Origin of the sequence: Tenuifilum sp. (assembly GCF_037481895.1) — a bacterium.
In the GTDB taxonomy this organism is placed as follows: Bacteria; Bacteroidota; Bacteroidia; order Bacteroidales; family Tenuifilaceae; genus Tenuifilum; species Tenuifilum osseticum.
On record NZ_JBBFKU010000011.1, the window covers coordinates 1 to 23280 of the forward strand.

Here is a 23280-nt window from a genome sequence, read left to right on the forward strand (position 1 = left end):
TTCGCAAAAACAAACTTACAACTTGGGGTGAATCCTTCGGGAAATAGCCCCTATTTTTTTTAGTCGTTCAGTAGTGATTATTTATTAAAAAAATACTAAATTTATTAACAAAAGCATTGTTGTTACGTTTATGTCTATTACTTTAGTAAAAGTTTTTGGAGAAGTATTTATGGAACAAAAGTTTTCACAAAAAATCAAAGATGTTATAGCTTACAGTCGCGAGGAGGCTATCCGGTTGGGTAATACAGCCATTACCCCCGATCATCTTTTTTTGGGTATTCTTCGTGATGGTGAGGGCGAAGCAATCAATATTCTGCTTTCGGAGGGTTTAAATTTAAATGATCTAAAAAAGTCGATTGACAGTCGGTTGTTACAACCCGCTGAAAATAATTCGGGTATTGATGAGTCTGAGGACATAAGTATTTACAAATCAACCGAAAGGGTTTTAAAAATCGTAATACTTGAAGCCCGTTCGCTTAAAAGCGATACTATCAATACAGCCCATCTTTTACTCGCAATTCTTAAGGATGAAACCAGCTATATCACCCAGCTGCTACTAGAGCATGATGTTGATTACGAAACAGTTCGTAAACATTTGATTGTGGAGGATTCGGGTGATAAAGATGACTTTTCCGGCGGTGGCAGCGAGGATGATGAAGGCGAAGGTGGTATTTTTGGCAACATGGGGCGTTCAGGTCAATCATCCTCTAAGTCGTCCGATACCCCAGTATTGGATAACTTTGGGATTGATCTTACCAAAGCCGCTGAGGAGGGTCGTTTAGACCCAATAATCGGACGAGAAAGGGAGATAGAGCGAATAGCGCAAATATTGAGCCGCCGGAAAAAGAATAATCCAATCCTCATTGGTGAGCCTGGCGTTGGTAAGTCGGCTATTGCCGAAGGGTTAGCCCTACGAATTGTTAAAAAGAAAGTGTCGCGTGTGCTATTCAATAAACGGGTAATCGCACTCGATTTAGCATCAATAGTTGCCGGCACAAAGTATCGGGGACAGTTTGAGGAACGCATGAAAGCCATACTAAATGAGCTTACCCGTAGCCCAAACATTATACTTTTCATTGACGAGATTCATACTATTGTAGGAGCAGGCGGAGCCACTGGTTCGCTCGATGCCGCCAACATGCTCAAACCTGCACTTGCCCGTGGCGAACTCCAATGCATTGGGGCTACTACCCTTGACGAGTACCGTGAGCACATTGAAAAGGATGGAGCGCTGGAGCGACGCTTCCAAAAGGTAATGATTGAACCCACAACGCCTGAAGAGACGATTGACATACTCAACAACATTAAGGAGAGATACGAGGAACACCATAACGTTACCTATACCCCCGACGCCATTGAGGCATGCGTGAAGCTTACCATGCGATACATCAGCGACAGGCATTTGCCCGATAAGGCAATAGATGCGTTAGATGAGGCTGGTTCGCGCGTTCATATCTCAAACATCAAGGTTCCAGAGAGTATTCTCAAGCTGGAAAAACTCATTGAGGAGACCAAAAAGGAAAAGATCAAAGCAGTTAAGAACCAGATGTTTGAGCTAGCGGCAAAGTATCGTGATAACGAGAAAAAACTTATTGAACAGCTAGAAGCAGAGCAAGCGCGGTGGGAAAAAGAGTTAACTAAGCATCGCGAAATTGTAGATGCCGAAAAGGTAGCCGAAGTTGTTGCCATGATGACTGGAGTTCCCGTTCAGCGTATAGCTCAGGCTGAAGGCGCACGCCTACTCAAAATGGCCGATGAGTTGAAGCGCTCCGTTATTGGTCAGGACGAGGCAATTGATAAGATTGTTAAGGCTATTCAACGTAACCGCGCCGGGCTAAAGGATCCAAATCGTCCTATTGGTTCGTTTATCTTTCTTGGGCCAACCGGTGTTGGAAAAACACAACTTGCAAAGGTTTTGGCAAAATACCTTTTCGATACTACCGATAACCTTATACGTATCGATATGAGCGAGTACATGGAGAAATTCTCCGTGTCGCGGCTTGTTGGTGCGCCTCCGGGATACATAGGTTACGAAGAGGGAGGGCAGCTCACCGAGAAAGTACGTCGAAAACCCTACTCGGTTGTATTGCTCGATGAAGTTGAAAAAGCACACCCCGATGTTTTTCACATTCTACTCCAGGTTTTGGACGAAGGCCAGCTTACCGACAGCTTAGGACGTAGGGTTGATTTTAAGAATACCATAATAATAATGACCTCCAACATTGGAACCCGTGACTTGAAGGAGTTTGGACAGGGTGTAGGTTTTGCCACTAAAGCCAAGTCGGAGGCAAAAAGCGATTACGAGAAAAGTATAATCCAAAAGGCGCTGAAAAAAGCCTTTGCCCCCGAATTCTTGAACCGTATTGATGACATTGTTATGTTCAACTCGCTTACCAAGAGCGATATACACAAAATCATCGATATTGAGCTTAAAGGATTATTCGACAGGGTTGCTGGTTTAGGCTATACCATTAAGATTTCGACTGCAGCTAAGGATTTTATCACGGAAAAGGGATATGATGTTCAGTATGGCGCACGTCCACTTAAACGAGCCATTCAAAAGTATCTGGAGGATCCATTAGCTGAAGCCTTAATAAAGAGCGATGCAAAACCTGGTACAGTATTCCTGGTTGGCTATAGTAAAAAGAATGACGAAATTACCATTCGAACAGCAAAAGCGGAAGAGGAGGTTACCAACGCCGATGAAGAGTAATAATTTGTAATGCAATGAGTAAGAGACGCACAACAAAAGGTGCGTCTCTTTTTTTTGAACATTCCCCTAGCAAAGTTGTTATATTAGTAACAAACTAACCAAATAGAATTATGAAAACAGTTACATTTGGCGGAAATCCCGTAACCCTGACAGGCGAACAGGTTAAGGCAGGCGATAAAGCTTTAGAATTTACGGCCCTTGATAACTCTCTAAAGCCTGTAAAAATGAGCGATTTTAAGGGAAAAGTAAAACTAATTTCCGTTTTCCCATCCATTGACACCAGCGTATGTTCGGTTCAGAACCACAAGTTCAACAAGACCGCATCGGAATTTGGCGATAAGGTGGTATTTTTAGCGATCTCGAACGATTTGCCTTTTGCCCTAAAGCGTTTTTGTGGAGCTGAAGGAATTACTAACTTAGTTACCCTTTCGGATCATAGAGACCTAGAGTTTGGTACAAACTATGGTTTTCTGATAAAGGAATTAAGGCTACTTGCCCGTGGTGTTGTGATAATAGATAAGGATGATACCATTAAATACGTGGAGTATGTCCCTGAAATTGCCCAAGAACCAAACTACGATGCTGCAATTAAAGTACTAAAGGAATTAGTTAAGTAGTATGATGCATTAAATTGAAATAAAGGTCGTTAACAACGACCTTTATTTTTTATACAAACTCACCGATTAAATCGTATTCCTGGGCCTCTACAATACGTACTGTATGAAACTCACCGGGTTTTACCTTATTAGCGTTAAGCTTTACCAGAACCTCCTGATCCACCTCGGGTGAATCGAACTCCGTTCGGCAAACAGCGTAATGGTCTTCAATTGCATCAATTATAACCTTATACGTGTGACCAACTCTCAGCTGGTTTAACTCAAAAGATACCCTTTGTTGAACCTCCATCAGCTTTTCAACTCTTCGTGTTTTCTCTTCATCGGGTATGGAGTCGGTAAAGTTTTGCGCAGCATAGGTTCCTTCCTCCTCAGAGTATGCAAATACACCTACCCTGTCGAACCGGTAATCCTTAACAAAGTCAATCAGTTCATTGAAAGCCTCAGGGGTTTCCCCTGGGTGGCCAACCAGAAAAGTGGTTCGGATAGCAATTTCGGGGATATTCTTTCTTATCTTCTCAATGAAATCAATGGTTTGTTCTCGGCTTATTCCCCTACGCATCATTTTAAGTACCTGAGTATTTATATGCTGTAATGGAATATCGATATACTTGCAAATTTTCGGGTTCGACTTTAGGACATCAGTTAGGTCATCGGGAAAACCAGATGGGTATGCATAGTGAAGCCTAATCCATTCAATACCGTCAATCTGGCTGAGGCTATTGAGAAGCTGAGCAATTCGGCGTTCACCATATATATCAAATCCGTAATAGGTAGTGTCCTGCGCAATTACAATTAGTTCCTTAACGCCTTGTTTGGCGAGTTCTTTTGCCTCGTTAACCAATGATTCAATGGGGCGGGAAACATGCTTACCTCTAATAAGTGGTATTGCACAGAATGAACATCCCCAGTTGCAACCCTCGGATATTTTCAGGTAAGCGTAATGCCTTGGGGTTGAAAGCCAGCGTTTATTCAGCTCGGTTTCGTTATACTTCACATTGAGCTCAGCAACAATTTGTGGTAAATCGGAAACCCCAAAATATCCATCTACTTCGGGGATTTCAGCTTCCAGCTCATTGCGGTAGCGTTGCGAAAGGCATCCCATAACATAAACCTTATCGATCAGCCCCCTATTCTTGGCATCGACAAAGCTAAGTATAGTTTCAACCGATTCTTCCTTAGCATCGCCAATAAAACCGCAAGTGTTAATCACAACAACCCTTGCCGATGGATCGTTTGAATTGTGAACAATTTTCCATCCCCCGCTATCGAGCTGATGCATAAGCACCTCGGAGTCAACAACATTTTTTGAGCACCCCAGTGTAACAACATTTATTTTTTTCGTCATGTTTGGCTAAACGTTACGAAATAGCGACTCAACAAACGCAACCCTATCAAATATCTGCAAATCAGTCATTTTTTCACCCACTCCGATATACTTTACGGGTATCTTGAATTGATCGGAAATGCCAAGCACAACACCCCCTTTTGCCGTACCGTCGAGCTTGGTGAGAGCAATGGCTGTAACATCGGTTGCCGAAGTGAACTCGCGTGCCTGTGCAAAGGCATTTTGACCTGTTGAACCATCCAGAACGAGCAATACCTCATGTGGTGCATCGGGAATAACCTTTTGCATTACCCTACGTATTTTGGAAAGCTCGTTCATTAAATTGACTTTATTGTGAAGACGGCCAGCGGTATCGATAATTACTATGTCGGTGTCGTTAGATTTGGCAGAGTTTAGGGTGTCGAAAGCAACGGCAGCTGGATCGGCTCCCATTTGCTGCTTAACAATGGGAACATCTACCCTATTAGCCCAAATGGTAAGCTGCTCTACGGCCGCCGCTCTGAAGGTATCGGCAGCACCTAACAATACCCTTTTGCCCTGGTTTTTAAACATGTATGCCAGTTTGCCAATAGTAGTAGTTTTTCCAACCCCGTTAACGCCAACTACCATAATTACATAGGGTTTAGGAATATCACCACTAACTGTAAGGGTAGAATTTGGGGAATTCTCGGCAAGTAACGATAGTATTTCGGATTTAAGTATAGTATTTAATTCTGCTGTATTCAGGTACTTCTCGGCAGCAGCACGCTTTTGGATGCGTTCAATAATGCGGAGTGTGGTTTCAACGCCAACATCGGCGGAGATAAGTCCCTCCTCGAGCTCGTCCAGGACCTCGTCGTCAACCCTGGACTTACCGGCTACAGCCCTTGAAATTCTTTTGAAAAGGTTCTCCTTTGTTTTGGCCAAACCCTGGTCAAGGGAGCTGGAGTTATTGTTGTCCTTACTATCGGGATTAAAAATGTTAAGAATACCCATATACAATATTATTTTCGGGCGCTAAAATAACAATAAAAGCTTTTCGAATAAACCGAAAAGCTTTTATTTGTAAGATATAATGCAGAAAACTATTTCTGTTTGAAGAAATCGGCCGATTCGGATTTATCCATTGTTTCTTCCTTGAACATGTATGCGCCCGTTTTGGGTGAACGCACCATTTTAATGCACTTCACACGATCTTTCGTGGCTTTTTGAAGCGAAGCAACTACTTTCTTTGCCATATCTAAAAGTGTTATTTAATTTCACGATGAAGTGTAACCTTCTTGAGAATCGGGTTGTACTTACGACGCTCAAGCCTATCGGGTGTATTCTTCTTATTCTTAGTGGTAATATACCTTGAAGTACCAGGTAAACCACTTTCCTTATGTTCGGTACATTCCAGAATAACCTGAACTCTATTACCTTTCTTTGCCATTGCTATACTTTTTTAAAAGATTAAATGTGACCTTTCTTAGCAAATTTCTTCAGGGCATTATCTAAACCAACCTTATCGATGGTTCTCATAGCTGAAGTGCTAAGCCTAAGGGTAACCCAACGGTTTTCACTTTCAAGGAACAACCTTTTGGTTTTAAGGTTAGGCAGGAATCTGCGTTTGGTTCTTCTTTTTGAATGCGAAACGTTGTTTCCCACCATTACTCTTTTTCCGGTTAACTGACAAACTCTTGACATCGCTGTATATTTTACCGTTTTTACTTTTTTCGAAACAGGACGCAAATTACGTCATTATTTATGAATTATTCAAATATTTTGATAAAAAAATTGCTGAAAATTAGCTTAATTTAGATACCTTCTCATTTTATGATAAAATTACATTTACCATATTTATATTATATTCATTTATTTACAAAGAACATTTAAACTGATACACTAATCCTTTTCCATAAGTTTTAGCAATTGGTACAAAGCCGTATATGCTGCGCGTTGAATATTAACCTCCCTTAGGTTTCCAAAAGTATAGAGTTCTACCCGTCGCGTTTCCCTTGATGCAACACCAATCCAGGTGGTGCCCACAGGCTTACCGGCGGTTGCTCCTGTTGGTCCGGCGATGCCGGACACTGCAATGGCATACTCACTCTGGAAAACTCTAAGTGTACCATCGAGCATGGCCTCAACTACTGGTTGACTAACTGCGCCATGACTTATGAGCAAATCATGGCTTACCCCTAGCACGTTTTGTTTAATCTCGTTTGAGTATGCTACAATACCTCCCTTATATATATCGGAGCTACCGGGCAGCTGAGTTATTAAATGCGAAATATAGCCACCTGTACAGCTTTCGGCCACTGCTAGGGTTGCATTTTTTCCCCTAAGTCTTTTAGATACTACCGAATGAAGTGTTTCGTCATTGAAACCAAAAATATTTTCACCAATCAAACCCTTAAGTTCATTTACTGCCATATCCAACAAGTTGCTTAGCCTACCCTTATTGTCACCAGTTGCAGTAAGACGTAACCTGATTCCCGAAGGGCTTGGCAGGTAGGCTAGCGCAATACTTCTATCGGCTAAATATTTTTCAAAGTCTTTTAACTTATCGGAAAGGAACGATTCAGGGATTCCAAAGGTGTTGACGGTTACCCGAACTATTGCGGGAAGGGTAAAATTTTGCTCAATAAATGGTCGAACCCCCTCGGTAAACATATTCTTCATTTCAAATGGAACTCCCGGAAGCGAAATCAGAAAGCAATTGCCTTTCCTGAATATCATTCCAGGAGCCGTTCCATGATAGTTAAGAATTGGTGTGCACGAAGAGGGAATTAATGCTTGGTTCTTATTGGTCTCAGTTAGAGGAAGACCGCGTTTGTGAAAAATCTGTTCAATTAGGCTTAGGGAGGGAGCATGGAGCATAAGCTGACCACCAAATAACTCACATAGCGTTGGCTTTGTGCGGTCGTCGCTAGTAGGGCCTAACCCGCCTGTGGAAATAACAAGATCCGACTGGCCCATTAGTTCGTTAACAGCTTCGGCAATTGCTTGTGAGCTATCGGAAATGGTAAGGATTTTGGTTACCTCAAATCCAAGCTCGGTAAGGCTATCGGCCAACCAGGCCGAATTGGTATCGATAACCTGACCAATAAGTAACTCATCGCCAATGGTTAGGATTGATGCTCTCATTTGCTTGCACCACTAAATTTAAAAAGGACAGGTTGCCCTGTCCTACCAGAGCCTCTCACGGGACTTGAACCCGCGACCTGCGGTTTACGAAACCGCCGCTCTAACCAACTGAGCTAAAGAGGCATTATTACCGCTGCAAAAATATCAATTAGATAACAATTCGCAAAACAGGCTATAGGATAGAAATAAAAATAATTTATAATTAATTGATATAATGAATTTTGCCACTTTCTACTTTACGAGTAATTATAGAATATTAAGCTTACTTTTGGGGTTTATTGTTCTCTATTCGGTGCTGCAAAATATCCCGATACTCCTTTAGAAACTTAAGGTGAGGGTATTTAGATTTTGCAAAGTCGAGCCATTCAATGGATAGCTGGAATTTGCCCAGCATCTCGTTGGCTAGGGCCATATTGAATGCTGCTTGTGCAGCCAATTCCTTACTGGTTGATGAAGATAACCTTTGCCAAATCGCGGCGGCATCTAACCAGTTTCCATGCATGGCAAGTTGGTATGCTCTGCTCATCTCTTTGTTAGTGTTGGGAACATATATTGCTCTGCTGTCCTTTTGCCATTGCGGAGCAATAAGTTGGGCGAATTGCTCACCGGCATCGGCACCAGCAAATGCACAAGCCTCGAATATACCAGGAAGCTGGTTGCCAGGTGCAACCTCAATCCAATCGTTTTTTTCCCATAAAAGGGTATCGGTAAGCAGCTGGCCTAAATTAATCTTTTTTGTATCAACATTGTAAATGCGCCAATAGGTATAGCTGGATACCTGAATGAATCCGTAATACTCCTTAAAATCGCCACGCCACAAAGGGTATGTATCATAGTATGGACGTACTTTTAAGTACTCAAGCGAGACAACCATTTTACTATTGTAAACATTGCTGAGGCTATCGATTACTTGCCAGGAAAGGGGAAGAACAACCCTTGAAGAATCGTTACGGTAATAAATATGTTTAAAAAGGGTTATACCGGAGTACCACGGAGAAGTTTTAAATAGGCTTATGAGGGCATCGGTTGCTTCATTTGAGGCAACGCTATCCAAAGCCCAATCAAGTTCCCGAATGGGAGTATCGGTATTTCGTAGGTGAAGATTTTCAACCACTAGCAGGTTTTCACCCGGAACAACAATCGATTTTTGGGGTGAATCGTAAAACTCAATATCAATATACCTATGTGATATACAAGATGTTAATGAGATAAGTAATACTAACCATTTAAACTTTTTTATCCACATAAACTTTTTAATAGGGTTTTGGCATTTCATAAAATAAAAAAGTTGAAAACAAGCAGCTTAAGTATTAGAATGCTTGCTTTCAACTTGATTTATAATGCGACAAGTACTAGGTATTCATTGCACCACAAACATTAATAACCTGTCCGCTAACGTACGACGATAGGTCGGAACCCAGGAATACGCAAACATTGGCTACATCGTCGGGGGTACCACCACGCTGAAGGGGTATTTTTTTTATCCAATCCTCGCGAACTTCATCGGGTAACTTGTGGGTCATTTCTGTGATAATGAATCCGGGAGCAATTGCATTGCAACGGATGTTACGTGAGCCCAGTTCGCGGGCAACAGCTTTGGTAAATCCAATTATTCCAGCCTTTGACGCTGCATAGTTGGCCTGTCCGGCATTACCTGAAACTCCAACCACTGAGCTCATGTTAATAATTGAACCGTTTTTCTGCTTAAGCATGTACTTTTGAACGGCCTTGGTAAGGTTAAAAACCGACTTTAGGTTAACCTTAATCACTAAATCCCATTGCTCCTCGGTCATACGCATAAGCAATGTATCGCGTGTGATACCGGCATTGTTGACCAAGATATCGATTTGGCCAAAATCTTTGGCTATTTCATCTACAATTTTCTGGGAATTATCGTAATCGCTGGCATCGGAAGCGTATCCTTTGGCTTTTACGCCTAATGCGGTTAGCTCCTGCTCAAGCGATTTCATGTTGTCATCGTAAGCAATGTCGGTAAAGGCTACATTTGCTCCATGTTGGGCAAAGGCAATTGCAATGGCGCGCCCTATACCCCGAGCCGCACCTGTAACCAAGCCAGTCTTTCCTTCAAGTAACTTCATAGGTTTAAATTTTGAATGATTTTCAAACGCAAATGTAATAAATATTGGTAATTAAACTTCTGTTTTAAGTATCAAAGCTCACTTATTGCTCCTATTATTGCTTGTTTATTTCAAAAGTGCTATATTCACACATTAAAAGTTGATTGTTTTTCTTCAAAAAACATTTACCATGAAGGTGAAAATTCATATTAGAGTAAAGTTGATAATCGCTGTACTTACGGTTACAGCAGTTGTTTTTTGGGCAAGCATTGCTTTTTTAAACAAAAGAGTTGATAGGTTTACCCGGACAAACATTTATGAATACATTGATGCCACATCAAAAACCTACACCACTCAAATTAAGGGTGAATTTGATAAGCAGTTTGCCTTGGCAAGAACCATAACCTACAGCTTTTATGACCTTGAGCAACGAAATCCCGAAGATGTTAAGCTAAATACTTTAAGGCAACTAAAAGGAATTGCCGAAAACACCCCTGATTTACTGTCGGTTTGGGCAAGTTGGGAGCTTTGGGCCTTAGATAGGAAATGGGATAAGCCTTACGGCAGAGATAGGTACACCTACCTGAGGGAAAACAATGAACTTAAACAAATATTTGAAAGATTAAACGAGACCGGTGATAACCCGAGTAGTTTGTACTATAAACTTAAAACCGATAAAAAAGAAGCATTGGTTGATCCATACTGGTACACCTATGCCGGAAGTCAAAAAAGAGTACTGGAGACCAGCGTATGCGTGCCGTTGGTAGTCAACAACAGATTTGCTGCGCTCTTTGGCTTTGACATTGAGCTCTCAGTTTATCAGGAAATGATAAAGAATCTAAAACCCTACGAAGGGAGTTACGCCATTCTAATTTCGAATAACGGTACCATTGTTGCACATCCCGATTCCACATTGCTTGGAGCACTGGCCGACACAGTTTTGACTAACGGAAAACAAATAATTAACAGCGTAATTACCAATGGGAAATACTCAGAAACAGTGTTAGAGGGAAAAAGTAAGTACTACCTTACCTTTAACTCTTTTACTGCGGGTCAAGCTGCTGAAAGGTGGAGTCTTGGTATATTCGTGCCCGAGAAAGTAATTAATGAACAAATAAGCACCATAACAAGCCAGGTTAGGATTGTAATGGTAATAGGATTAATTGTGCTAGCAATTGTGCTTTGGATTATTGCCTACAGCATTACAAGCCCATTAGTAAGGGCAACAAAAGTACTAGGTGAGCTCTCCCTTGGTAAGATAGACCCAGCAAAAAAGATTGAGATAAAGACTGGTGATGAGATTGAGGATATTGCAAGCTCAATTAACATTTTAATTGACAGTTTGTTTAAAACCTCGCAGTTTGCCAGGGAAATAGGAAAAGGTAATCTACAAGCAAAATACTCCAAACTTTCCGATGACGACGTTTTAGGTGATGCGCTACTTGAAATGCGTAAGAGCCTGGAGTATGCTAAAAAAATTGATGAGGAAAGGAAAGCTGAGGAAAACAAGAATAGATGGTACAACGAGGGCATGGCTAAGTTTGCTGAAATATTGAGGCACAATAACAGCAACCTAAACGACTTTGCTTACGAAACCATTCGAAACCTAACAAAGTATGTTGATGCCACAATTGGTGCTGTATTTCTTATCAATAATGATAATCCAAATGATATCTACCTTGAGTTGATGGCAACCTATGCCTACGAGCGCCGAAAATACGAGGAGAAAGTCATTCGAATGGGTGAAGGCCTTGTTGGAAGATGCGCACAGGAAGCGGAAACCATATACATGACCGAAATACCCAACGGGTATATAAAAATTGCCTCTGGGCTTGGGCAGGATGAACCCACCGAATTACTCCTTGTCCCTATGAAGATTAACGATGAAGTTCACGGGGTTATTGAGATTGCCTCGTTTGAGCCTATTGAGGATTATAAAATTAAATTTATTGAAAAGATAGGCGAAAGCTTTGCTGCAACCATATCGAGTGTTAAAATAAATATTAGGACTGCAAAATTACTTGAAGAATCAAGGATAAAATCGGAGGAGCTCGCATCGCAGGAGGAAGAGATGCGACAAAACATGGAAGAGCTTCAGGCAACCCAGGAGGAATCGGCTCGCAAGTCGGCCGAGATGGAAAGCCTAATCAATGCTTTGCATTCTTCCAGCTACGTTATTGAGTACGATTTGAATGGTAACATTATCACTGTAAACGAAGCCTACCTTAAACTAACAGGGCAAACCGAGAAAGATATTGTTGGAACTCACCATGCCGACAACCTGGAGATGACCTCCGAACAGAAAAATGCCTACCAAAAGTTCTGGCAGGACCTCCGTAATGGAATGATAAAAAAGGAAACATCTAAGGTTAAGATTGGCGGTAAAACCTATACATTCATTGAGACCTACTCACCTATTCTTGATGAAAACAGAAGGGTTGTGAAGATTCTGAAGATAGCTCACAACATAACCGATTTTATTGACGAAAATCCAGAGGGGAAAACAAAGAAGAAATAAAAAAAGGCCGGGGCTAATCCCGGCCTTCTAACTTAAATAAAATTCTTTAGCGGAAATTAATTCCAACCCCGGCATTAAAGATACCATAATTGCCAAGTGAGTAGTCGAAATGGAAAGCAAGGATTGCGAGCTTAAGCCTTAACCCAAGATTGGCAGTAAAACCGTTGTTGGCAAAGTCGAAAGCAACGGGGTCAGTAACAGTCCCAACACCTTCAACATTGTAGGTTCCCTTAAGTGAAATATCGGTTGTTGAATGGTTATACCCCAAACCGCCATAAACGGTTAATACTGGAATGGACTTAGAAACAAGCAAGCGAGCCGTATATCCCGAAGATTTAAAGTTGAGCTTTTGCTTTTGTGCCTTATTGATGTCGAACGATGAAGTGAACTGAGTGTATCCGAAAAGAACCGACATGCTAAAGGGCAATCGTTTTACAAAAGGAATAAATTCCTTGAACTCGTTTTTAACGCCAACACCCCACAAACCAAAGTTCCCAACGCTTGAAATGTTTATTGTTGGTAAGAATCGACCAACTATCTCGGTGTGAAAGGGTAATCCTTTTGCTACCTGAATCATTGGGGCAGGAACAAATTTAAGGTTGGCCCCATCGGGCATGTTTAACTCGCTTAGCCCTGTTGCTTTATCGGTTAATATGGAGTTTGAACTTTTACCCGTTACTGTTGGTGAGGTGGAACTAGAACCAGATTTTACCTGCCAGTATTCCAGGTTTAGCTTTGAAACGTCAAACGTTTTATCGGAACTTGGCGGTATTGTAATTGGGACTGTAAAGGTGATGTCGAACCCTAAAATTCCATGAGGATTTGCAGAGTTGTACCACCCAGAATTCAAGCTTGTTCCCAAACTCTTACCAAAAGGTTCAAGGTATGCTTTACTAAGCTTTTCGGCATCATTCAGGCTTCCTTTCAGGAATGTTGCAACATCTTCCTGTGCGTAAAGCGTTCCTGCTATTAGGCTTAGAAGCAGGACGATAGATTTCCTTAACAGCTTCATATCTATTTTTTTAAAGGGTTTAATTTTAAACAAATAAAGCATAAAAAGAGTTCAATGTCAATATTTATTAAAAAATGAACCGTAAAAAAGGCATTATTACCTAATTTTGTGGAAATATTTTTCCCATGCCGACAATACCCTTAGCTGAAAGGATGCGACCCCGTAATCTGAACGATTATGTAGGGCAGGAGCATCTTGTGGGTAGCAAAGGGGTTATTCGGGAAATGGTAACCAGAGGTAATATAACCTCGTTTATACTATGGGGCCCACCGGGCGTAGGAAAAACAACTCTGGCTAGGGTTATATCAAACGAGTTAAATAGACCCTTTTATACCCTAAGCGCAATTAGTTCAGGTGTAAAAGATGTTAGGGATGTGATTGAAAAGGCGAAATCACAAAAATTCTTCAATTCACCCTCGCCCATTCTTTTTATTGATGAAATACACCGATTCAGTAAGTCGCAACAGGATTCACTGCTTGGTGCGGTGGAGCAAGGTGTTTTTACATTAATTGGTGCTACAACCGAGAACCCCTCATTTGAGGTGATTACACCATTGCTTTCACGTTGCCAGGTTTATATACTAAAACCGCTCTCCAATGAGGAACTTGAACTACTTTTTGTTAGAGCAACAACCACCGATCCTGAGCTGAAAAAATTTAGGTTTGAACTCCGTGAAAGGGACGCTCTTTACAGATTCTCAGGAGGCGATGCCCGGAAGTTATATAATATCATTGAACTTATAACATCAACACAAAATAACAATAATCAGGTTGTAATAACCAATAAAGCCGTAGTTGATGTGCTACAGCAAAACCTGGCAATTTACGATAAGAACGGAGAGCAGCACTATGACATCATATCGGCATTTATTAAGTCGGTAAGGGGTAGCGATCCCAATGCTGCTGTTTACTGGTTGGCGCGTATGATTGAAGGTGGCGAGGACCCCGAATTCATTGCACGCAGGTTAGTTATTTTAGCTGCTGAGGACATAGGCTTGGCTAACCCCAATGCGTTACTCATGGCCACCAGCTGTTTTCAGGCAGTTCAGATGATTGGTATGCCCGAGTCACGAATTATCCTATCCGAGGCAACCATTTATCTGGCAACAAGCCCAAAAAGCAATTCAGCCTACGAGGCAATTGGCAAGGCACAAGGGATAGTAAAAGAAACCGGTGACTTACCCGTACCACTCCATCTACGCAATGCACCAACCAGGTTGATGAAGGATATTGGCTACGGTATTGACTATAAGTATGCCCATAGCTTTCCGGGAAATTTTGTGGAGCAGGAATTCCTACCCGAAAAGCTTTCGGGAACCTCAATATATAAACCGCAGGACAATAGCCGTGAGCAGGAAATCGCTGCAAGGATAAAGGCACTATGGAAAGGTAAGTATAACAAGTAATGCTAATAATATGAACACTATTGCAAAGATTAAAGGAATTAAGCACATTGAATCCGGCAACTTTTTTTTGATGGCCGGACCTTGTGTAGTTGAAAGCCGCGATAACGTAATGAGGATTGCAGAAACTGTATTGAGTATCACAGAAAAACTTAAAATCCCTTACATTTTTAAAGCCTCGTACCGCAAGGCAAACCGTTCAAGAATCGATTCATTTGCTGGTATTGGCGATGAAAAGGCATTGAAAATTCTAGGCGAAGTAAATGAGCGATTTGGCTTACCCATTGTTACAGACATTCATAGTGCCCCAGAAGCTGCCATGGCGGCTGAATATGTTGATATTCTTCAGATTCCGGCATTCCTGTGCAGACAAACAGACCTACTGATTGCAGCAGCCCAAACTGGAAGGTATGTAAATATCAAAAAAGGGCAATTTGTATCACCCGACTCCATGAAATTTGCAGCGCAAAAAGTTGTTGATTCAGGCAATACCAACGTAATTCTAACTGACAGAGGAACAATGTTTGGGTATCATGATCTAATAGTTGATTTTAGGGCCATACCAACCATGCGAGCATTTGGATTTCCTGTTGTTGTTGATGTAACCCACTCGCTTCAGCAACCAAACCAAACCACTGGGGTTACGGGTGGCAGGCCCGATATGATTGAAACCATTGCCCGTGCTGCCATTGCAACAGGAGCCGATGGACTCTTTATGGAAACCCATTTTAACCCAGCCGAAGCATTATCGGATGGGGCAAACATGCTAAATATAAAGTACCTGGAAGGATTACTTGAGCGGCTAGTTGCAATCAGGCAAGTGGTTAAGAACTTTTAACGTGAACGTTAAGCAAATCGTTAATCTTTTTCTTTAGGAGGTGGGCGTTAATAGGCTTTGAAATATAGTCGTTACACCCCACCTCAAAACATTTAAGATTATCGTGAGGTAGAGCGTATGCGGTTTGTGCAATAATTGGTAAATCAGGATAATTTTCTCTTATTCTTGAAGTTGCCTCATACCCATCAACCACAGGCATTTGAATATCCATTAGAACAATATCAACCGGGGAACCATTGAGTACCATGGATACTGCTTCCTCGCCATTTCTTGCCCAAAGAATTTTGGCTTTTGTATCGGCTAGAACGGTGGAAAGGTATTTATAGTTGGTATCTATATCTTCAGCTATCAGGATAGTTATGCCCTCCCACTTATATTCAGGATTTTTGGCTTTGAAAATTACGGAACCATCGTTAACGCTCTTTGATTCGTGGTAAGGGAGGGAAAAGTGGAATGTAGTCCCCTGTCCGACTTCCGACTCAAACCAGATATCGCCACCGAGCAACTCAATGATATGTTTTGAAATGTATAACCCGATACCTGTACCGCCGTATTTACGGGTTGACCCCTCCTGTACCTGACGGAACCTATCGAAAATAATATCCTGCTTATCCTTTGGTATGCCAATTCCTGTATCCCTTACAAAAAATTCAATATTACTCTTATTCTCGTTGATCAGGTAACCAAACTCAACCGATCCCTTTTCAGTAAATTTCAGGGCATTACCAATAAGGTTAACCAGAACCTGACGTAAACGTTGGGCATCGGTGTATAGAATATTTGATTCATCGTCGTTCAGGTTTAGTAAGCGAATATTAATATGCTCTTTTTCCTGCTTGAACTTAATCTCGTTGAAAAATGTGTATATCTCAAACATCAGGTTGTCGAGGTTGCAGTCGGCAGGATTAACGGTTAGCTGTCCTGCATCTATCTTGGATAAATCGATAATATCATCTATGAGATTAACCAGCATCATGCCGTTATGGTAAATGATATCGATATACCTATCGCGCTTTTCCTGCGATTCCTCATTCTTTAGGAGTTGGGCAAATCCTAAAATGCCATTCATTGGGGTGCGAATCTCATGACTCATATTGGCCAGGAAGTTTGATTTGAGGATATCGGCTTCCTCGGCCCTAATCTTGGCATTTTGGACTGCTGCTTCTAGTCGTTGTATCTCTAAATGTGCTTGTGCAAGTAAATCGGCCTGTTCATCGTTTTCAATTTGTAACTCTTTACATTGAATCTTTAACCTTTGAATCTCCTCCCTAAGCTGTTCAAGCAAAATCGATTCGGATGAACTATTAACTGCATTTGCAGATAATTTTCTTTTAAGGTAATTGTGAGTAATGAAATATGTAGTGGCTGTAGAAACTAACGCCACGATGATTATAATTCCGATACCCATAAATTCCAACATAATTATTCTATGCGAATTCAAATATTCAACTTTTTAAATACAATAACAATAATTATTTGCCTAAAAAGCCTAAGAATTCCTTGAATAGATTTATAGTTTAAATAAACGACACGTTTTAAATGACAAAAGGTTTCCTTAGAATCATTCTAAAGAAACCTTCTGACATTAAATAAAGCCTAAAAGAAGAAGCCAACGCTCATGATGATTTGTGGGTTGCGTTGATCGAATGAGTAGTCGGTACCACCCAAAGTGATGCCAGTTCCAAGTTTGCTGAGGTTGCCTTCGTATTTAAGGTCGAGGGTAAGGGTTTTAAGAATATCGAGACCCACTCCTACCTGGTACCCAAAAGTTGCCGACCTGAAATTATTTTTCACTGTTTGGTTGGTCAAATCGGCTAATTTATCTTTAAGACCATCGTTTTCGGAGATTAAGATTGTTGCAACCGGTCCAAGTCCAACCCTAGCAGGACCAAATTTCCATCCAACAATAACTGGGATATCGAACTTGTTGAACTTTTGCATTTCGTTGTAAACATTGTTTAGGGTAACATCCTTAAGCATAACCTCGCCCTGCGAGCGGGAAAAAAGCAGCTCGGGCTGAACAAAGAAACCCATAATTTGCACCCGGGCAAATAGCCCAGCATGAAATCCAAGTTTAGCATCGCCCTGCTCCACAATGTATTGGTTTGCACCGTCGGTAATGGCTGCCTTACTAAACTTAACATTGGATGAGCTAATGCCGCCCTTAAGCCCCATTCTAAAGAACTGAGCGTTAGAGAACAGGGAAAGGCTTGTGAGTGCCAAAATAAAAAGTGTTCTTTTCATAGTAATCGGATTTAAAAAGGTTTAATGATCTACTATTATCAAATTGCGTGCTAGATTTAAAAGAGAGGACTAATTAATCGTGCCAATGCTTCCTTGTAGCTATTTTTCAGCGGACGTTTACTCCAGCTTTGGGGTGTAATAACCTGGCTTTGAACCAGATTGGATAAGAAATTTTCCTCAAGCCTCTCAGTAACCTGATTATCGTAAATGAAAGCCGCCACCTCAAAGTTATCCTCAAAGCTGCGGATATCCATGTTAGCCGACCCCACCATGGCCAACTTACCATCAATCATCATCACCTTGGAGTGGTTAAAGCCATTTTGGTAAAGGTAAACCTTGATACCAGCCTCCAGTAACTCGGAAACATAAGAGAGTGAACTCCAGTAAACAACGGTGGAATCGGATTTTCCGGGCAAAATAATCCTAACATCAATCCCACTTAGTGCTGCTGTTTTAAGGGCTGTTAGGATACTCTCGTTAGGTATAAAGTAAGGCGTAGATATGTAGATATGCTTATTGGCACGTGTTATGGCATGGAAAAAGGCTTGCATTATACTTGCCCAGTCGGAATCTGGACCGCTTGTAACAATTTGTAAGGGATGGTAACTGGTAACGGTTGGCTGAGGAAAGTAAATATCACGTTCCCTGATGATTTTTCCTGTAACAAAGTACCAATCAATCAGAAAGATAACCTGAAGTGAATGAACTGCCTCGCCCTCGATTTTCAACATGGTGTCGTACCACTGGCCAAGTCTTCGGGTACCCTCGATGTACCGGTCAGCAATATTCATTCCACCTAAAAATCCAACTTTTCCATCGACCACTACAACTTTTCGGTGGTTTCGGTAGTTTACCCTACTGGTGAGCAAGGGGAATCGAACCTCCATGAACGGATAGATCTCTATGCCAGCATCCTTTAGCTCCTTGACATACCTTTTAGGTAGGCTCCAACTGCCTACGTCATCGAAAAGTACTCTAACCTTAACGCCCTCTTTAGCCTTTGTTATCAGGATATTTTTAATTCGATTACCCAACTTATCTTCATTTATAATATAAAACTCGATATGAATGCTTGAAGTGGCTGAGTAAAGTGATTCTATTATGGAATCAAAGGCTTGAATGCCTGTTTGGAAAATTTCAACCTCATTCTTTTCAGTTAGCAGGGCCTTGCTGTTGTTGAGCAAAAGGGTGATAATACTTAAATGATCAGCAAGCTTATGGTGAATATCGGTTTTAGAGGAAAAACGGATAACCTGCTTATGGCTTAAATACTCAATTTGTTCAATATCCTGAATCTCCTTACGGCTAAATAGCTTTTCCTTTCTACGGTTTTGGCCAAATACGATATAAAGTAATAACCCAAGTATTGGTAAAGTAATAAGAAGTAAAACCCAGGTGGACGTTTTAGCGGGATCGCGCTTTTCATGGATAATCATAGCAGCCGTAGAAAGCACGGTAATGATATAAATCGCCCATAGTAGCGTAGTTAGGTGGTTTAAAAACGTTTCGGTTAGTATGCTCAAGACAATCATACCCAAATTTTTCTCTAATTAAGAAAAATTCGGGAAATTATGCAAATAACCTATTTAAAGGGCGAATTGGGCTCTTTTGCCATGTATTCGTATAGAAGCCGATCGATCACAGTGGGCAAAATGCGTTGGGCCAGTACCGATATTTTACCTTCGGTACCCATGATAATATTCCTACGGCGTTTAACAATTCCTTTAACAATAATTTTTGCAACCTCCTCGGGAGTCATCATGTTTTTCTCATCGCGAGGCGACATACCCTGAGGGGTACCATCGGCGGTTAAAGCCGAGAATCTGACGTTAGTAGCAGTAAACCCAGGAGCCGCAATCATTACATGCAAACCGTTCTTGAGATTTTCGATGCGTAGGGTTTCCAGGAAGCCATGCATTGCAAATTTTGATGCTGAATACCCACATCGGCCTGGTAATCCGTGGAATCCAGCAATGGAACTCACACCTACTACTGAACCTTTTGTCTCAAGCAAATAGGGTAATGCATACTTTGTAGAGTAAACCGTACCCCAAAAATTTACATCCATGAGATGCCGAATAACCTTAAGGTCAACATCCTTAAAAAGGGCACGCATGGAAACGCCGGCGTTATTGATAAGAATATCGATTTGTCCAAACTTGCTTATGGCCTGTTCAACTAAGTTCTTACAGTCGCCCTCGCAGGTCACATCGGTTTTTACAGGCAGCACCTCTACTCCAAAGGAGGATAGTTCAGATGCAATAGCATTAAGCTCATCGATGTTACGAGCACCAATAACCAGCTTGGTGTTATACTTTGAAAACTCGTAGGTTAAAGCTTTTCCAATGCCCGATGATGCACCAGTAATAACAACTACTTTTCCCGTTAATTTTTTTAATGCCTTTGTCATGGTAATTACAAATATTGTTCAGCTAATCTATTAAATAATGGCTTACATGAGTTTGAATTACTGTTAAAGAGCAACTTTTAATCTTTTTAACAGACTTCATTAATCTGATAATCAATGGATAGAACAATATTTACATTTGAAATGAAAGAAAAATTTGTATATTTTAGAGAAAGAGTCTATCTTTGCAACGCAAAAAACAAAAGTAGTTCTCAATAAAATAGGTAGATTCAGTAGCTCAGCAGGTAGAGCACATCCCTTTTAAGGATGGGGTCCTGGGTTCGAATCCCAGCTGAATCACCAAAAAGCCCGATGGAAACGTCGGGCTTTTGTATTAAGGATAAAGGGTAAAGGGTAAAAATTAAAGGATAAAGGGTAAAGATAAAAAGGGGAAAAAGTTAAAGAGAGCCTATTCCGTGAATTTATCTGATTTTGCATCTGATCCAAATCAAACCTTTAGCTTTTTTTGATTCAATTAAAATAAACCCACAAGAAGTATCGTAAAGCAAAATCCTATGCACAACCTTTAGCTCTCCAAAAGTAAAAAAGGTCGGATTAGCAATAATCCGACCTTTTTATTGGTTAGAAATTCATTAGCCTAATTTATTCTGGTTGTGAATATTTCGAAACTGTTTGGCTTAAGCGTAACTTCAAGTTTCCCGTTTTGGATTGAATATTTAGAATTGAAGTTTGGATATAGTATGCTATCACTCATATATTCAGGTATTTGCAGGTCAATAACTTGTTCCTGGTTCGACTTGTTGAAGATTACAACTACGGTATTGTCAAAATACTTGCGAGCGTAAGCGTAAACATTATCGTTTACGAGGATGGTATGGAATGAGCCGTAAACCAGAGCCAGGTTATTTCTGCGGATATTTACAAGTTTTGTAACAGTTTCAAGGGTTTGCTGCTCAAGGGTTGATAATCCATCGAACTTCATCATGCGGCGGTTATCGGGGTCGTTGCCACCGGGCATCCCAAACTCGTCGCCGTAGTATATGGTTGGAACACCGGGAATGGTCATATTGAATGCGTTAAGCATGCAGAGTTTAGCATAAGCAGTACTATCGCCAACGCCAATTTCGCGGGTCCAACCAGCCTTTTTGGCATCCTCATCGAAACGTAAGGCTCCACCGGCATAGGAAATAAAACGTCCCCTATCCTGATTTCCTGAGATATAGCCCATAAGGTTAATCCAGCCAAAGTAGCTGAATGTTTGGTGCAGTGCTCCATCAAGCTTAGTAAAGGGGTAGTCGTTGCGGGCAAAAGCGGCAACCGAGGCATCGTAAATGTTAAAATCGAACTGGGCATCGAGCATACCGCTGCCAATGTAGCTTGCAATGAGTTCGTGGCTGCCATAGGTTTCGCCAATCTGGTAAACCGGTTTATTGGGTAGGTTAAGCTTGATTTTTTGGGTAAGCCTACGCCAGAAATTCTCATGAATATGCTTAGTGGCATCGTGGCGGAATCCATCAAGGTCGTAATGGGAGACCCAGAATAAAGCTGAGTCGGTCATGGGTTCATAAACCTCAGGACGTTCCAGGTCGAGCGTTGGAAGAAACGTATCGAACCAAGTTGTAAGGCGATATTCATCCCAGCGTTCGGTGTTTAGTGAACCATCGGGCAGGTAAAGCGATGTAGCCCAGTCGGGATGCTGCTTGTAAAGGGGATGCTCCTGGTGAACGTGGTTGGCCACGTAATCGAGTATAACGTTCATGTTTCGCTTATGGGCTTCAGCAATAAGCTCATTAAGTTCACTCTCAGTCCCAAACCTAAAGTCGACCTTGGAAGAAGAAACCGGCCAGTAGCCATGGTAGCCCGAAAATTTGGTGCGGGGTTGTGGATATAATCCCCATGCCCCTAAGGGGTTTTGAGTAATTGGTGAAAGCCATATAGTATTGATTCCCAGTTTGGTAAAATACCCATCCTTAACCTTTTGGGTAACGCCAGCCAGGTCGCCACCAAAGTAATTTGCCTTGGGGTGAATTTCGGGATCGTTCACCTTGAAATCGTTGGATGGGTTGCCGTTATTAAAGCGGTCAACCAAAAGGAAATACATAATTTGAGCATGCTTATCGCTACGTGAAAGCTGCGACGGATTTATAACCACTCTATTTCCCTCAAGCGGTATAAGTAGATTGTTCGATTCCCCTTGCTGGTTGTAGGCCCAAATGCGTATATGGGATCGCTTGTAACCTCGGGCATTATCAGGTATTGTTATTTCGTAAAATCCTTCCTTAGAGGTAACAAATTTATCATCCATTAAGTAATTCTGCCACAGTACAATAAACTTATCTACATTGCCTATCGCTTTAATTAACAATTTATTACCCTCCGTTGAGAATGGAACGAGTTTGGGTAACTCCTCAGGATTTGTGTTGCCGACAACTAACACTGAATTATACCCACCCATTCCATTATCCTCAAAAGTGGGGTTTGCTGGGTCAAGCATCCATTTGCCGTCAATAACAACCTGGTAATGGTATTTCCCCGGATTTAAAAGCTTAGTGGTTTTATAAACCCTTCCATCGAATGTGAGATTTGTAGAACTGGGATTCCAGTCGTTTATTTGCCCTGCAAGCTGAACGCTTTTTACCTTTTTTCCCTGAGGATCGAAGGTAAAGGTTACAGGAAGTTTACGATTTTTCCTAACCACTAAACAGTATTTATCGCCCTTAGCCCAGATAAAAATGTTAGAGAGCCATGGCAATGACTGATTGTCAGCTTTCAAAGTAAGGTATGCCTTACTATCGGAAATGCTATGCTGAAAATGTGAGGGTATAGATATGGAATCAATCACCTGAGGATCAGGAAAGTAATCGGTTAGGTAAACCAATGTGCTATCGCCAGCAAGCTGAATGACTGAAAGCAAATCATGAACTGCCGGGCTGGTAGTAGCATTTTCAATCCGTAAGCTTTTTTGGCATGAACTTACTATAAAGGTTACGGTAATCAATGCTAATAATCTGTATTTCATATACATAATATTTTTAA

Annotated in this window: 19 protein-coding genes and 2 tRNA genes; 6 read left to right on the forward strand and 15 right to left on the reverse strand. The window is 41.3% G+C overall.

The annotated features are described in order from the left end of the window. Positions 1-169 precede the first annotated feature (169 nt). Together WHS63_RS04790 and tpx are read left to right on the forward strand one after the other, a co-directional pair. Positions 170-2713 (forward strand): ATP-dependent Clp protease ATP-binding subunit, encoded by a 2544-nt coding sequence (locus tag WHS63_RS04790; RefSeq protein ID WP_445204121.1) that lies wholly within the window; start codon positions 170-172, stop codon positions 2711-2713. A gap of 110 nt (positions 2714-2823) precedes the next feature. Further along, complete coding sequence (tpx, locus tag WHS63_RS04795) at positions 2824-3330, forward strand: thiol peroxidase (protein ID WP_445204122.1); 507 nt, start codon at positions 2824-2826, stop codon at positions 3328-3330. Between the two features lie 49 nt (positions 3331-3379). On the opposite strand, the gene rimO is transcribed toward tpx, so the two are convergent. The 9 genes from rimO to fabG form a co-directional block, all read right to left on the reverse strand. Then, the gene (rimO, locus tag WHS63_RS04800; protein WP_445204123.1) at positions 3380-4675 is read right to left on the reverse strand and encodes a 30S ribosomal protein S12 methylthiotransferase RimO; all 1296 of its coding nucleotides are present in this window, start codon (positions 4673-4675) and stop codon (positions 3380-3382) included. Between the two features lie 6 nt (positions 4676-4681). Continuing rightward, positions 4682-5650 carry a signal recognition particle-docking protein FtsY gene (gene ftsY / locus WHS63_RS04805; RefSeq protein WP_445204124.1) on the reverse strand — a complete coding sequence of 323 codons (969 nt, stop codon included), beginning with the start codon at positions 5648-5650 and terminating at the stop codon, positions 4682-4684. An 89-nt stretch (positions 5651-5739) separates the two neighbouring features. After that, positions 5740-5892 (reverse strand): DUF4295 domain-containing protein, encoded by a 153-nt coding sequence (locus WHS63_RS04810; RefSeq protein WP_369490532.1) that lies wholly within the window; start codon positions 5890-5892, stop codon positions 5740-5742. Positions 5893-5903: 11 nt separating this feature from the next. Next, positions 5904-6086 (reverse strand): 50S ribosomal protein L33, encoded by a 183-nt coding sequence (rpmG, locus tag WHS63_RS04815; RefSeq protein WP_369490533.1) that lies wholly within the window; start codon positions 6084-6086, stop codon positions 5904-5906. A 20-nt stretch (positions 6087-6106) separates the two neighbouring features. Then, positions 6107-6340: a 50S ribosomal protein L28 gene (rpmB, locus tag WHS63_RS04820; protein ID WP_369490534.1), complete on the reverse strand. Its 234-nt coding sequence runs from the start codon at positions 6338-6340 to the stop codon at positions 6107-6109. Positions 6341-6538: 198 nt separating this feature from the next. After that, on the reverse strand, positions 6539-7783 hold the full coding sequence (locus tag WHS63_RS04825; protein WP_445204125.1) for a CinA family nicotinamide mononucleotide deamidase-related protein: 1245 nt from the start codon (positions 7781-7783) through the stop codon (positions 6539-6541). 49 nt (positions 7784-7832) lie between these two features. After that, positions 7833-7906 (reverse strand) — tRNA-Thr (locus WHS63_RS04830). 139 nt (positions 7907-8045) lie between these two features. After that, positions 8046-9029, reverse strand: a complete 984-nt coding sequence (locus WHS63_RS04835; RefSeq protein ID WP_445204126.1) for a DUF6340 family protein — start codon at positions 9027-9029, stop codon at positions 8046-8048. Between the two features lie 106 nt (positions 9030-9135). Further along, complete coding sequence (fabG, locus tag WHS63_RS04840; protein WP_369490537.1) at positions 9136-9882, reverse strand: 3-oxoacyl-[acyl-carrier-protein] reductase; 747 nt, start codon at positions 9880-9882, stop codon at positions 9136-9138. 169 nt (positions 9883-10051) lie between these two features. On the opposite strand from fabG, the gene WHS63_RS04845 reads away from it, so the two are divergent. Further along, the gene (locus tag WHS63_RS04845) at positions 10052-12379 is read left to right on the forward strand and encodes a PAS domain S-box protein (RefSeq protein WP_445204127.1); all 2328 of its coding nucleotides are present in this window, start codon (positions 10052-10054) and stop codon (positions 12377-12379) included. Positions 12380-12425: 46 nt separating this feature from the next. Here WHS63_RS04845 and WHS63_RS04850 read toward each other — a convergent pair whose 3' ends face one another. Then, the gene (locus WHS63_RS04850) at positions 12426-13391 is read right to left on the reverse strand and encodes a DUF6588 family protein (protein ID WP_445204128.1); all 966 of its coding nucleotides are present in this window, start codon (positions 13389-13391) and stop codon (positions 12426-12428) included. A 125-nt stretch (positions 13392-13516) separates the two neighbouring features. Between WHS63_RS04850 and WHS63_RS04855 the strand changes: the two genes are divergently transcribed. Together WHS63_RS04855 and kdsA are read left to right on the forward strand one after the other, a co-directional pair. Further along, complete coding sequence (locus tag WHS63_RS04855; protein ID WP_445204129.1) at positions 13517-14797, forward strand: replication-associated recombination protein A; 1281 nt, start codon at positions 13517-13519, stop codon at positions 14795-14797. A 10-nt stretch (positions 14798-14807) separates the two neighbouring features. Next, positions 14808-15632, forward strand: coding sequence for a 3-deoxy-8-phosphooctulonate synthase (gene kdsA / locus WHS63_RS04860; protein ID WP_445204130.1), 825 nt, complete (start codon positions 14808-14810; stop codon positions 15630-15632). Here the strand turns inward: kdsA and WHS63_RS04865 are convergent. The 4 genes from WHS63_RS04865 to WHS63_RS04880 all read right to left on the reverse strand — a co-directional run bounded on the left by WHS63_RS04865 (position 15619) and on the right by WHS63_RS04880 (position 20286). Next, a complete protein-coding gene (locus WHS63_RS04865) occupies positions 15619-17040 on the reverse strand; it encodes an ATP-binding protein (protein WP_445204131.1) in 1422 nt (473 codons plus the stop codon). The two genes, kdsA and WHS63_RS04865, sit on opposite strands and share 14 nt — an antisense overlap. A gap of 188 nt (positions 17041-17228) precedes the next feature. Further along, the gene (locus WHS63_RS04870; protein ID WP_445204132.1) at positions 17229-17876 is read right to left on the reverse strand and encodes a porin family protein; all 648 of its coding nucleotides are present in this window, start codon (positions 17874-17876) and stop codon (positions 17229-17231) included. A 56-nt stretch (positions 17877-17932) separates the two neighbouring features. Beyond that, positions 17933-19408 (reverse strand): cardiolipin synthase, encoded by a 1476-nt coding sequence (gene cls / locus WHS63_RS04875; RefSeq protein WP_445204133.1) that lies wholly within the window; start codon positions 19406-19408, stop codon positions 17933-17935. A gap of 50 nt (positions 19409-19458) precedes the next feature. Then, a complete protein-coding gene (locus tag WHS63_RS04880) occupies positions 19459-20286 on the reverse strand; it encodes an SDR family oxidoreductase (protein WP_445204134.1) in 828 nt (275 codons plus the stop codon). Positions 20287-20510: 224 nt separating this feature from the next. Between WHS63_RS04880 and WHS63_RS04885 the strand changes: the two genes are divergently transcribed. Then, positions 20511-20586, forward strand: a tRNA-Lys gene (locus WHS63_RS04885). Positions 20587-20881: 295 nt separating this feature from the next. Here WHS63_RS04885 and WHS63_RS04890 read toward each other — a convergent pair. Further along, on the reverse strand, positions 20882-23263 hold the full coding sequence (locus tag WHS63_RS04890) for an alpha-amylase family glycosyl hydrolase (protein ID WP_445204135.1): 2382 nt from the start codon (positions 23261-23263) through the stop codon (positions 20882-20884). Positions 23264-23280: the final 17 nt, after the last annotated feature.